Origin of the sequence: Blastococcus carthaginiensis, from assembly GCF_030731085.1 — a bacterium.
GTDB lineage: Bacteria > Actinomycetota > Actinomycetes > Mycobacteriales > Geodermatophilaceae > Blastococcus > Blastococcus carthaginiensis.
This window is the reverse complement of sequence record NZ_JASNFN010000002.1, coordinates 120,744-133,168: the sequence shown is the minus strand read 5'-3', so window position 1 is coordinate 133,168 and position 12,425 is coordinate 120,744. Positions and strand designations below refer to the sequence as shown.

9 protein-coding genes are annotated in these 12,425 nt (G+C 73.2%); 3 read left to right on the top strand and 6 right to left on the bottom strand.

Annotated elements, in window-relative coordinates; genetic code table 11:
• Window positions 1–3: 3 nt before the first annotated feature.
• Genes QOZ88_RS03430 through hypE form a run of 3 tightly spaced genes read left to right on the top strand, consistent with a single transcriptional unit; the run spans window position 4 to window position 2,469 of the window.
• Window positions 4–306 carry a HypC/HybG/HupF family hydrogenase formation chaperone gene (locus QOZ88_RS03430; RefSeq protein WP_305998394.1) on the top strand — a complete coding sequence of 101 codons (303 nt, stop codon included), beginning with the start codon at window positions 4–6 and terminating at the stop codon, window positions 304–306.
• Window positions 303–1,409, top strand: a complete 1,107-nt coding sequence (gene hypD, locus QOZ88_RS03425) for a hydrogenase formation protein HypD (protein ID WP_305998393.1) — start codon at window positions 303–305, stop codon at window positions 1,407–1,409. Before QOZ88_RS03430 ends, hypD begins: the two co-directional genes overlap by 4 nt.
• Window positions 1,402–2,469 carry a hydrogenase expression/formation protein HypE gene (gene hypE, locus QOZ88_RS03420; protein ID WP_305998392.1) on the top strand — a complete coding sequence of 356 codons (1,068 nt, stop codon included), beginning with the start codon at window positions 1,402–1,404 and terminating at the stop codon, window positions 2,467–2,469. Before hypD ends, hypE begins: the two co-directional genes overlap by 8 nt.
• Before the next feature lie 205 nt (window positions 2,470–2,674).
• Here the strand turns inward: hypE and QOZ88_RS03415 are convergent, their stop codons facing one another.
• The 6 genes from QOZ88_RS03415 to QOZ88_RS03390 all read right to left on the bottom strand — a co-directional run bounded on the left by QOZ88_RS03415 (window position 2,675) and on the right by QOZ88_RS03390 (window position 12,180).
• Entirely contained in the window at window positions 2,675–3,124 is a 450-nt protein-coding gene (locus QOZ88_RS03415; RefSeq protein WP_305998391.1) for a PPC domain-containing DNA-binding protein, read from the bottom strand.
• A 67-nt stretch (window positions 3,125–3,191) separates the two neighbouring features.
• Entirely contained in the window at window positions 3,192–4,304 is a 1,113-nt protein-coding gene (locus tag QOZ88_RS03410) for an enolase C-terminal domain-like protein (protein WP_305998390.1), read from the bottom strand.
• Window positions 4,301–7,396, bottom strand: a complete 3,096-nt coding sequence (locus QOZ88_RS03405) for an FAD-binding and (Fe-S)-binding domain-containing protein (protein WP_305998389.1) — start codon at window positions 7,394–7,396, stop codon at window positions 4,301–4,303. Before QOZ88_RS03405 ends, QOZ88_RS03410 begins: the two co-directional genes overlap by 4 nt.
• A gap of 10 nt (window positions 7,397–7,406) precedes the next feature.
• Window positions 7,407–9,203, bottom strand: a complete 1,797-nt coding sequence (locus QOZ88_RS03400) for a thiamine pyrophosphate-requiring protein (protein ID WP_305998388.1) — start codon at window positions 9,201–9,203, stop codon at window positions 7,407–7,409.
• Window positions 9,204–9,311: 108 nt separating this feature from the next.
• Window positions 9,312–11,132 (bottom strand): glycoside hydrolase family 15 protein, encoded by a 1,821-nt coding sequence (locus tag QOZ88_RS03395; RefSeq protein ID WP_305998387.1) that lies wholly within the window; start codon window positions 11,130–11,132, stop codon window positions 9,312–9,314.
• 19 nt (window positions 11,133–11,151) lie between these two features.
• Window positions 11,152–12,180, bottom strand: a complete 1,029-nt coding sequence (locus QOZ88_RS03390; RefSeq protein WP_305998386.1) for an SDR family oxidoreductase — start codon at window positions 12,178–12,180, stop codon at window positions 11,152–11,154.
• Window positions 12,181–12,425 lie beyond the last annotated feature (245 nt).

The window sequence follows — 12,425 nt, the reverse complement described above, 5'->3', positions numbered from 1 at the left end:
ATCGTGTGTCTTGCGGTACCGGGGCGGGTCGTCGCCCGGCACGAGAGGGACGACACCCTGATGGCCGACGTCGACTTCGGCGGCGTCCGCAAGGAGGTCTGCCTGGAGTACGTGCCCCACGTGGCGGTGGACGACTGGGTGATCGTCCACGTGGGCTTCGCGATCCAGCAGCTCGACGAGGCATCGGCGCGGGAGACGCTGGCCGCCTTCGAGCAGCTCGGCATCCTCGAGGAGGAGTTCGGCGACGGCTTCACCGCCGCCGCGCGGCAAGCCGGCGTGCCGGCCGATGAGGAGGTACGGCCGTGAAGTATCTGGAGGAGTTCAGCAACCCCGAGCTGGCCGCCCGGCTGCTCGACCAGATCCGGGCGGTGACCACCCGGCGCTGGGCGCTCATGGAGGTCTGCGGGGGGCAGACGCACTCGATCATCCGGCACGGCATCGACCAGTTGCTGCCCGACCAGATCGAGATGATCCACGGCCCCGGGTGCCCCGTCTGCGTCACGCCGCTGGAGGTGATCGACAAGGCTCTGGACATCGCCGCCCGCCCGGATGTCACCTTCTGCTCGTTCGGTGACATGCTGCGGGTGCCCGGCAGCAGCTCGGACCTCTTCCGCGTCAAGAGCGCCGGTGGCGACGTGCGGGTCGTCTACTCGCCGCTGGACGCGTTGCAGCTGGCCCGGGACAACCCCGACCGCCAGGTGGTCTTCTTCGGCATCGGTTTCGAGACGACGGCGCCGGCGAACGCCATGACGGTGTACCAGGCCAAGCGGCTCGGCGTGACCAACTTCTCGCTGCTGGTGAGCCACGTGCTGGTCCCGCCGGCGATCGCCGCGATCATGGAGTCCCCGTCCTGCCGGGTGCAGGGCTTCCTGGGCGCCGGGCACGTGTGCAGCGTCATGGGCACGGCGGAGTACCCGCCGCTGGTGGAGAAGTACCGGGTGCCGATCGTGGTGACCGGCTTCGAGCCGCTGGACCTGCTCGAAGGGATCCGCCTCGCGGTCCTGCAGTTGGAGAGCGGCCGCTACGAGCTGGAGAACGCCTACCGGCGGGCGGTGCCGGCGGAGGGCAACCCGGCCGCGATGGCGATGCTGCGCGACGTCTTCGAGGTCACCGACCGTGCCTGGCGGGGGATCGGGGTCATCCCGGCCAGCGGCTGGCGGCTGTCGGACGCCTACCGGGAGTACGACGCCGAGGCGCGCTTCGACGTCGGCGGCATCCACACCGACGAATCGGCGATCTGCCGCTCCGGCGAGGTGCTGCAGGGCCTGATCAAGCCGCACGAGTGCGCTGCCTTCGGCAAGGAGTGCACCCCGCGCAACCCTCTGGGTGCCACGATGGTCTCCTCCGAGGGGGCCTGCGCGGCCTACTACCAGTACCGGCGGCTGGAACTGGTGGACAACCGTGGGTGAGCCGGCCGTCGACGCGCGTCCGGACCTGGCTGCGTGGTCCTGCCCGCTGCCGCTGGTCGACTCTCCGAACATCGTCATGGGCCACGGCGGCGGGGGAGCGATGTCGGCCGAACTGGTCGAGCATCTGTTCCTGCCGGCGTTCGGCGCGACGGGGGATCTCACCGACTCCGCCGTCCTCGACGTCGCCGGCATCCGGGTGGCGTTCTCCACCGACTCCTTCGTCGTCCGCCCGCTGTTCTTCCCCGGCGGCTCGATCGGGGACCTCGCCGTCAACGGCACGGTGAACGACCTGGCGATGTCCGGTGCCCGGCCGCTCTTCCTGTCGACCGCCTTCATCCTCGAGGAGGGGACGGCGCTGGCCGAACTCGGTCAGGTGGCGCAAGCGCTCGGAAAGGCGGCCGAGCTGGCCGGGGTCCGGCTGGTCACCGGTGACACGAAGGTCGTCGACGCCGGTCACGGCGACGGCGTCTACATCAACACCGCGGGGATCGGGCTGGTGCCCGAGGGGGTGGACATCCGACCCGGTCGCGCCCGGGTCGGCGACGCGATCCTGGTCAGCGGTGACATCGGGGTGCACGGGGTGGCCGTGCTCAGCTGCCGGGAGGGGCTGGAGTTCGGCACCACGGTCACCAGCGACACCGCGGCGTTGCACGGTCTGGTGGCGGCGATGCTGGAGACGGGCGCGGACGTGCACGTGCTGCGGGACCCGACCCGCGGCGGGCTGGCTGCCTCGCTCAACGAGATCGCCCGGACGGCCGGCGTGGGGGTGGAGATCGTCGAGCGGCAGGTGCCGGTGCCGGCGGAGGTCGCCGACGCCTGCAGCATCCTCGGGCTCGATCCGTTCTACGTCGCCAACGAGGGCAAGCTGGTCGCCTTCGTGCCGCCGCAGGACGCCGAGCAGGTCCTGGCCGCGATGCGCGCCCACCCACTGGGTGCCGGAGCGGCCGTCATCGGTTCGGTGGTCGAGCCGCACCCTGGGATGGTCGTCGCGCGAACCGGGCTCGGAGGTACCCGCGTGGTGGACCTGCCGGTCGGTGAGCAGCTGCCGCGGATCTGCTGACGGCCCTCCTGCGCGCACCATGGCCGGGTGCGTGCCCGGCGAGCACAGCCCGTGCCGCTCGATGGCCTGCGCGGTGGCCGGGCCCCCCGAGCGGCGTGGGACCGGCCGAAGAGCCGGGTCGGGGCAGGCGATCGAACGATCACCCCGAGGGCAGGCGCGGAGGAGAACGCGCGGGCGCAGCCCGGGAACGCGCGCAGCCGCGTGATCAGCCGGCTCCTGCCGCCGGGTCGATGAGCGCGAGCCCGGATGCGGGATCGTGCCGGCGCTGCAGGTGGGCGGCGCCGGCCGTGACCACGACCTCCAGGGTCGGGCGGACGACGGCGCGCAGCAGGTGGCCGCCGACCGTGGAACCGTCCCGCCGCCCGCAGACCACGTGCCCGTGCACCTGCCACCCGCCCTGCCCGTCGAGCGTGATGTCCCCGGCCAGGGTCAGCACCTCGACCTGGCCGTCGACGGGGATCTCGGCGTACTCCTGCCCGTCGAGGTCGTAGTAGCCCAGCGTCGCCTCGGAGAAGGCGCCGATGGCGGTGAACGAGCTGCCCGGCAGCTCGTGCCCGGTCGCCCACTCGGTCAGGCCGGACACGACCTCCTCGCCCGTCTCGAAGACGAGTGCGTGCTGCACGGGTGGGCCGTCGGTCAGCGTGGTGGCCTTCATGGCGGGGGGATCCCTCCTGCTGCGGGTGTGCGTGCTGTCGGATCGGACGGGGCGTCGGCGTCGCTGGTCATGCGGACCGGTAGCGCTCCGCATCGGGCCGCAGCCGCAGCCCGTTCCCCGGACGGTCGGTCTGCGAGCGCATGCGTCCGCCACGCACCTCCGGGACCCCGTCGAAGAGCATCGGCTCCAGACGGGCGTGGTCGACGAAGTGCTCGACGTGGCGCAGGTTCGGCACGCTCGCGGCGACGTGCGCGTGCAGCGCCGGCGCGCAGTGCGCGCTGACCTCCAGGCCGGCGCCGGCCGCCACCGCGGCCGCTCGCCGGAACTCGGTGATCCCGGCGACGCGGGTGACGTCGAGCTGCATGCAGTCGACGGCTCGGGCGACGCACATCCGCTGGACGTAGGCGAGGTCGTAGGCGTACTCGCCCGCGGCGACGTCGGTGTCCAGCACAGCACGCAGCCCGGCCAGCCCGTCGAGGTCGTCGCTGGACACCGGTTCCTCGAACCAGGTGACGCCGAGGTCGTCCAGAGCACGGCCGACCCGGCGGGCCTGGCCGGGCGTGTATCCGCCGTTGGCGTCGACGAACACCTCGACGCCGGAGCCGACCACATCCCGCGCCCGGCGCACCCGATCCAGGTCCCGGCCGGTCTGCTGCCCCCACGACTCGCCGATCTTGATCTTCACGGCGGACATGCCCAGGTCGCCGACCCAGTGCTCGAGGTGCCGGGCCGACGTGGCCTCGTCCCAGGTGGGGAAGCCCCCGCTGCCGTAGACGGCGACGTCGTCGTGCACCTGGCCGAGGAGCACGACGAGCGGAACGTCCAGCAGCCGGGCGGCGAGGTCCCAGAGGGCGGTGTCGACCGCGGCGACCGCCATGGACACCAGGCCGGGGCGGCCGGCGTTGCGGCACCGGCGCACCATCGCCTCCCAGGCTGCCGGGACGGCCGGCGCCGGCCGTCCGCGGACCACGTCGGCGAGGACGTCGGTGATCAGCGTCGCGCACGCCGCCGGTCCGTACGTCCAGCCCAGTCCGGTCCGGCCGCCACCGGAGACCTGGACCAGCACGCAGGTCGTCGAGTCCCACGTCAGGGTGCCGTCGGCCTCCGGCCCCTCGGTGGGCACGACGAAGACCGAGACGTCGACGGCGTCGACCGTCGGGGTGGACGACGGACCGGTCATCGCCGCAGCGCCCGGATCGCCACCCCGGCCGTGCCGAGGCCGACCGCGGTCACCGTGCCCAGGGCCGCCCACGAGGCCGCCCGTGGGGTCGACGGCCGGTCGGCCCACGTCCGCTCGGGCCGCTCGCCGGGCTGCGCGGCATCCCCGCGCAGCGCCGCGGCCAGCACCTCGGCCAGGTGCACACCCTCCCGGCCCCCGGCGTCCCCCTGCTCGATCTGGATCCGGCAGCTGAACCCGTCGGCGAGCACGACGTCCTCGGGGCCGGCCTTGCGGAGCTCGGGCAGCAGCACCCGTTCGGCGCAGGCCGTCGAGACGTCGTAGTGGCCGCGCTCGAACCCGAAGTTCCCGGCCAGCCCGCAGCAGCCGGAGTCGAGGACGTCGACGTCCATCCCCATCTGCTGCATGAGCTCGACGTCGCGGTCGAACCCCATGACCGCGTGCTGGTGGCAGTGCGTCTGCACGACCGCGCGCCGGCGCAGCTGTGGCGGCTCCCAGCCGGGGGTGTGCTCGGTGAGCAGCTCGGCCAGCGTCACGGTCTGCTGCCGCAGCCGCTGGACGTCGGGATCGTCCGGGTACAGCTCGGCGGCGTCGGAGCGGAACACCGCGGTGCACGACGGCTCGAGCCCGAGCACCAGGGTCCCTGCCTGCACGTGCGGGCGCAGCACGTCGATCGTGCGACGCAGCACCCGCTTGGCGACGTCCAGCTGACCGGTCGAGATCCAGGTGAGGCCGCAGCAGACGGCGTCGGTCGGGACGACGACCCGCCAGCCGGCGTCCTCGAGCACCTCGACGGCGGCCTTCGCCAGCCCCGGCTGGAACGAGTTGCTGAACGTGTCGGGCCACAGCACCACCTCGCCGCGCTGCCCCGTGCCGCGCGGCTCGCGGGCCGCGTACCAGGCCTGGAACGTCTGGTCGGCGAACTGCGGGATCTCCCGCTCCGGCGCGACACCGCCGATGGCCGTGGCGATCCGACGGAGCCCCGGCGCCTGGGTGAGGGCGTTGAGCACCCGAGGGGCCGTGCCGGCCACCCTCGCCACCAGCGGCAGCCAGCCCAGCGTGTAGTGGGCGATCGGACGCAGCCGGCCGGCGTAGTGGTGGGACAGGAACTCGGCCTTGTAGGTGGCCATGTCCACGTTCACCGGGCAGTCGGTCTTGCAGCCCTTGCAGGCCAGGCAGAGATCGAGGGAGTCACGGACGGCTGTCGAGCGCCAGCCGTCGCCGATGGGCGAGTCCGCGTGGCCCTGCAGCATCTCGAACAGCAGCCGGGCCCGGCCGCGCGTGGAGTGCTCCTCCTCGCGGGTGACCATGTACGAGGGGCACATCACCCCGCCCTCGTCGCGCCGGCACCGGCCCACCCCGACGCAGCGCAGCACGGCCCGGTCGAAACTGCCGTCGTCGTGCGGGTAGGCGAAGTGCGTGTCCACCTGCGCGGGCGAGTAGTCGGTGCCCAGCCGCAGGTGCTCGTCGAGCCGGTAGGGGGCCACGACCTTGCCGGGGTTCATCCGGTTGCCGGGGTCGAAGACCGCCTTGAGCCGGCCGAACGCCTCGACCAGCTCGTCGCCGAACATCCTCGGCAGCAGCTCGCCGCGGGCCTGCCCGTCCCCGTGCTCCCCCGAGAAGGACCCGCCGTAGGAGACCACCAGGTCGGCGGCCCGTTCGATGAACTCGCGGAAACGCCGTACTCCGCCGGCGGTCTGCAGGTCGAAGGGGATGCGGGTGTGCACGCAGCCCTGCCCGAAGTGGCCGTAGAGCGAGACCGGGCCGAACTCGAACTCGTCGTACAGCCGCTGCAGGTCGGTCAGGTAGTCGGCGAGGTCGGCCGGGTCGACGGCGGAGTCCTCCCAGCCGGGCCAGGCGTCGGGCAGCCCGGGCACGCGGGCGGTGGCCCCCAGCCCCGCCTCCCGCACCTTCCAGATGTCGGCCTGGTGCACGCCCTGGTCGAACACGGTCGCCGTGGGCCCGCTCTCCCAGCCGCCGGCGAGCTCGGCGAACTCCCGGGCCCGCCCGCCGGCCTCGTCGGGGGTCTCGCCGCCGAACTGGACCAGCAGCCAGGCGCGCGGCCCCTCGGGCAGCAGTGCCAGCGTGTCGGGGTTCAGGTCCTTGGTCTGCTGGAAGCCGATCAGGTGCCGGTCCAGACCCTCCAGGGCGATCGGCTGGTGCTCGACGATCGCCGGCACGTCGCGGGCCGAGGCGGCGACGTCGGGGTAGCCCAGCAGCACCAGCGCGCGGTGCTCGACGACGGGCACCAGCCGCAGCTCGGCGCGCAGCACCGTCACGAGGGTGTTCTCGGAGCCGATCAGCGCCCGCGCGAGGTCGAAGCCCTTCTCGGGCAGCAGCGCCTGCAGGTTGTAGCCCGAGACGCGGCGGGGGATGTCGGGGTAGCGCCGCCGGACCTGCTCGCCGTACCGGTCGGCCAGCTCGCGCAGCTGCCGGTACACCTCGCCCCGCCGCCCGCCGGCCTGCACGATCGCGGCGTACTCCGCGTCGGAGGTGGCGCCGACGGTCATCCGGGTGCCGTCGTAGAGCAGCACGTCCAGCGACACGATGTTGTCGACGACCTTGCCCGTGCGCTGCGCCGTCGCACCGCAGGCGTTGTTGCCGATCATCCCGCCGATCGTGCAGTGGTTGTGCGTCGCCGGCTCCGGGCCGAACTCCAGCCCGTGCTCCTCCAGTTGCGCGTTGAGCCGGTCGAGCACGATGCCCGGCTCCACCACGCAGGTGCGCGCCTCGGGATCCACCGACACCAGCCGGGTGCAGTACTTGGAGAAGTCCAGGACGACGGCGGTGTTGGTGCACTCCCCGGCCAGGCTCGTCCCGCCGCCCCGCGAGAGCACCGGGGCACCGTGGTCCCGGCAGACCGCCACCGCCTCCGCGGCCGCGTCCACCGAGCTCGGGACCACCACCCCGATCGGCACCTGGCGGTAGTTGGAGGCGTCGGTGCTGTACGCGCCGCGGGATCCGGCGTCGAACCGCACCTCGCCGTCCACCCGGGCACGCAGGTCGCGCTCCAGGGCGGTGACGTCGACGCCGGCCGCGGGACCGGCGCCCTCCGGTGGCCGGACGACGGGCGCGGGCAGGTCGACCGAGGTCACCGGCCGCTCCTCAGCCGTCGCCCTTGGAGCCGGGCAGGAACTCCTGCACCTTCTGCTTGACCCCCTGCTTGATGAAGCCGGCGGCGTCCTCGTCGCCCTTGAGCGCCGACTTGGCGGTGGCCATCGCCTGCTCGAAGGTGGCGTGCGGCGGGATCGGCGGGACGTCGGGGTCGCACCGGATGTCGAGCACCGTCGGGCGGTCGGCCGACAGCGCCGCCTCCCACGCCGGTCCGACGTCCTCGGGCTTGTCGACGTTGATGGCCTGCAGGCCGAGCCCGCGGGCGAACGCGGCGTAGTCGATGTCGGGGATGGTCTGCGACTCGGCGAACTTCGGCGCGCCCTCCATCGCCCGCATCTCCCAGGTGACCTGGTTGAGGTCGTCGTTGTGGAAGACGGCGGTGACCAGCCGCGGGTCGGACCACTCCTTGTAGTACCGGGCGATGGTGATCTGCTCGGCCAGCCCGTTCATCTGCATGGCGCCGTCGCCGACCAGGGCGATGGCCGGCCGGTCCGGGTGCGCCCACTTGGCGCCGATGGCATAGGGCACGCCCGGGCCCATCGTGGCCAGCGTGCCCGACAGCGAGCACTTGACCTCGCCGCGGACCTTCAGGTGCCGGGCGTACCAGTTGGCGGCGCTGCCGGAGTCGCTGGTGACGATCGCGTTGGCCGGCAGCCGCTCGGAGAGCTCGTGCACGATCCGCATCGGGTTGACCGGGTCGGCGTCGGTCAGCGCCCGCCGCTCCATGGTCTGCCACCAGTCGGCGACGCCGTCCTCGATGCCCTGCCGCCAGGAGCGGTCGGACTTGCGCTGGAGCAGCGGGATGAGCGCCTGCAGCGTCGCCTTCGAATCGCCCACGACGTTGAGCTCGTACGGGTAGCGCATGCCGATCCAGCTGCCGGACCGGTCGATCTGGATGGCTCGCGCCTGGTCGAGCTCCGGCATGAACTGGGTGTACGGGAAGTTCGACCCGACCGTCAGCAGCGTGTCGCAGCCCATCATCATGTCGTAGCTGGGCTTGGTGCCGAGCAGCCCGATGGCACCGGTGACCCACGGTTCGGTGTCCGGCAGCACGTCCTTGCCGAGCAGCGCCTTGGCCGCACCGGCGCCGAGCAGGTCGGCGACCTGCGTCAGCTCCTCCTGGCAGTCGCGGGCACCCTGGCCGACGAGGAGGGCGACCTTCTCCCCGGCGTTGAGGATGTCGGCGGCCTGGCGGACGGCGGCCGGGTCGGGCTGCGGCTTCGAGGGGGCGATGCCCAGGCTGGAGGGCACCTCCTTGAACTGGTGGCCGGGCGGCTCGTAGTCCAGTTCGAGGACGTCGGAGGGGAAGATCAGCGCCGTCGGAGCCCGCTCGCTGACGGCGATGCGGATGGCCCGGTCGATCAGGTTGGGCAGCTGCTCGGGCACGGTGCACATCTGCACGTAGTCGCTGCAGACGTCCTTGTAGAGGCTGAGCAGGTCGACCTCCTGCTGGTAGCCGCCGCCCATGGCCGAGCGCTCGGTCTGCCCGACGATCGCGACCACCGGGACGTGGTCGAGCTTGGCGTCGTAGAGGCCGTTCAGCAGGTGGATGGCCCCCGGTCCGCTGGTTGCCGCGCAGACCCCGAAGCCGCCGCTGAACTTCGCGAAGCCGACCGCCTCGAACGCCGCCATCTCCTCGTGCCGGGCCTGCACGAACTGCGGGTCGTTGTCCGCGCGCCCCCAGGCCGCGAGCAGGCCGTTGATCCCGTCCCCGGGGTAGCCGAAGACCTGGCGCACGCCCCATTCCCGCAGGCGGGCGAGCAGGTAGTCGGCGACGGTCTGGGCCATGGTGACCTCCACGGTTACGGGTCGAGCGCGGCAACGTCTCGTCGCGCCCTAGCCACCTCGGGGGGGCGGCTAAACAGGGCCTCCAGGCGTGTCACGGGTTCGTCACAGTCACTGTCCGGGGCCGGCCGAGCCCTCCTCCGCGGCGGGGGTGCCGCTGAGGTGCCGTGCCGCGTTGACCAGGCCGACGTGGCTGAACGCCTGCGGGGTGTTGCCCACCTGCCGGCCGGTGCGGGTGTCGTACTCCTCGCCGAGCAGCCCCAGGTCGTTGCGCAGCCCGAGCAGCCGCTCGAACAGCCGCTCGGCCTCCGCGGGACGGCCGATGCCGGCCAGCGCGTCGACCAGCCAGAAGCTGCAGGCCAGGAAGGTGCCCTCGCGCCCGGGCAGGCCGTCCACCGACCCGTCGTCGGCGTCCGTCCGGTAGCGCAGCAGCAGACCGTCCTCGGTCAGCTCCCGCTGGACGGCCTCGACGGTGCCGACGACCCGCTCGTCCCGCCAGTCGAGGAACCCGAACCGCGGGATCAGCAGCAGGGCCGCGTCCAGGCCCGGGGAGCCGTAGCACTGGGTGAAGGTCCGGCGGGCGGCGTCGTACCCCCGGGTGCAGACGTCGGTGTGGATCTCCGCGCGCAGGGCCTTCCACCGGTCCACCGGCCCCTCGAGGCCGTGCCGCTCGACGGCCTGGACGGCGCTGTGGACACCGGCCCAGGCCATGACCTTGCTGTGCACGAAGTGCCGGCGCGGGCCGCGGACCTCCCACAGCCCGTTGTCCGGCCGGTCCCAGTTGCCTTCGAGGAAGTCCAGGAGCCCGCGCTGCAGCCGCCAGGCGTCGTCGATGGTGCTCAGGCCGGCCTCGCGGGACAGGTGCAGCCCGTCGAGGACCTCGCCCCACACGTCGAGCTGGAACTGGCCGGCCGCGGCGTTGCCGATGCGGACCGGCGCCGATCCCTCGTACCCGTCCAGCCACGGCAGCTCCTGCTCGGGAATCCGCCGGGCCCCGTCGAGGGTGTACATGATCCGCAGGTCGGCCGGGTCCCCGGCGACCGCGCGCAGCAGCCAGTCCCGCCAGGCGCGGGCCTCGCGCACGTACCCGGTGCCGAGCAGGGCCTGGAGGGTGAACGTGGCGTCGCGCAGCCAGGTGTAGCGGTAGTCCCAGTTGCGCACGCCACCGAGGTCCTCCGGCAGCGAGGTCGTCGGCGCAGCGACGATGCCGCCGGTGGGTGCGTAGGTCAGCGCCTTCAACGTCAGCAGCGAGCGGCGGACGGCGCCCGGCCAGCGGCCGGTGTAGTCGCAGCGGCCGATCCAGTCGGCCCAGAAGGTCTCGGTGTCCGCCAGCGCCCGGTCGGCCTCCACCGGCCGCGGCCGTGCGGCGTAGGACGGGGCGTGCGTGAGCACGAACGGCACCCGCTCGCCGGCGCTGACCTCGAACTCCGCCCTGCAGGCGCCTCCGGAGTCCTCGAGCGGCACCGGCGTGCGCAGCCACGCGGCGTCCGGGCCGGCGATCGCGACCAGGTCACCGTCCTGCCTGCGCAGCCACGGGGGTACGTGCCCGTAGTCGAACCGCAGCCGCAGCTCGGTGCGCATCCGCACCCGGCCGGTGACGCCCTCGACCACGCGCACGACGTCGGCGGCCTCGCCGCGCACGGGCATGAGGTCGATGACCCGGACGGTGCCGGTGGCCGTCGTCCACTCGGTCTCGAGGACGAGCGAGTCCCCGCGGTACCGGCGCCGGTGGCAGGTGCCCTCGCCGGTCGGGGCGAGCAGCCACCGGCCGGCCCGTTCGTCGTGGAGCAGGGCGGCGAAGCAGGCCGCCGAGTCGAAGCGCGGCAGGCACAACCAGTCGATGGAGCCGTCCCGTCCGACCAGTGCGGCGGTCTGCAGGTCGCCGATCAGGCCGTAGTCCTCGATGCGGCCGCGCGCCGCCGTCCGAAGCATCAACCGGCCGGCCGGTGTCTCACGCCCGCCACCGGAGGGCGGCACCTGCCGCCGCCAGACCGGCGCCGACGGCGGCGAGCACGCCGTGGTGCCGACCCGCCCAGACCTGCGGATCGGAGCTCCAGGCCCGCCCGCTGAAGCTGCCGCGCGCGCCGAAGTCGTGCCCGCCGGGGCCGTCGGCCGGTTCCCACAGGTTGACCGGGTCGTCCGGTCGGGCGTCCTCACCGCGCTGCTGGCCCTGGTAGGCGGTGCGGGCGAGATAGCGGTCGAGGAGCTGCGGGGCGAACCTGCTGCCGAGGATCGTGTAGACGGTCGGGATGCCGATCCACCACGCCCGGCGGCCCGGGTGCTCGCTCGCGTGCACGAGGGTCTGCGCCATGAACTCGGGCTGGTACACCGGCGCCACCGGTTGCGGCCGCTTCGGCAGCCTGTTGAGCACCCAGTCGAACTGCGGGGTGTTCACCCCGGGCAGGTTGACCAGGGTGACGTGCACGTTGCTGCCGTCGTGCCGCAGCTCGGTCTGCACCGCCTCGGTGAAGCCCTTGATGGCGTGCTTCGCACCGCAGTACACGCTCTGCAGCGGGATGCCGCGGTAGCCCAGCGCCGACCCCGTCTGGACGACGGCGCCCCGGTCGCGGGCGCGCATCCGGCGCAGCGCAGCCATCGTGCCGTGCACGAAGCCGAGGTAGGTGACCTCGGTGACCCGCCGCCACTCGTCGGCCGTGATCTCGGCGAACGGTGCGAACGCCGTGCTGAAGGCGACGTTGCACCAGACGTCGATCGGGCCGAGCTCGGCCTCCACGCGGTCGGCGGCCGCCTCGACGGCGCCGGCATCGCTGACGTCCACGGAGATCGTCAGGGGCGTGCCACCGGCGGTGCGGACGTCGTCGGCGGCGGCGGCCAGCCCCGTCTCGCCCCGGGCCAGCAGTGCGACCGCGTCGCCCCGGCGGGCGAAGGCCACCGCGGTGGCCCGGCCGATCCCCCCGCTGGCACCGGTCACCACGACGACCTTCCGGTGGGTGGCGGCTTCTCCGGCGGGCTCGGGCATGTACCTGCTCCTCGTGGACGGGCGGCCGGTGAGGCGCGGCCGAGGCCGTGCCACGGCCTCGGTCCGCACCACGGCAGGGACGTCGAGATCATCCACACCCTCCCGGATGCCGTACGGGCACGCGACCGCAGACCCCGCGCTGCCGGCGGCCCGCCGGGGACCTGGAGGCGTCGACACCGGTTGAGGTCGCTCCCACGGCCTGCGCCCGATACGGTCGAGCGGCTCCGATCTTGGTGGAGGCGGCA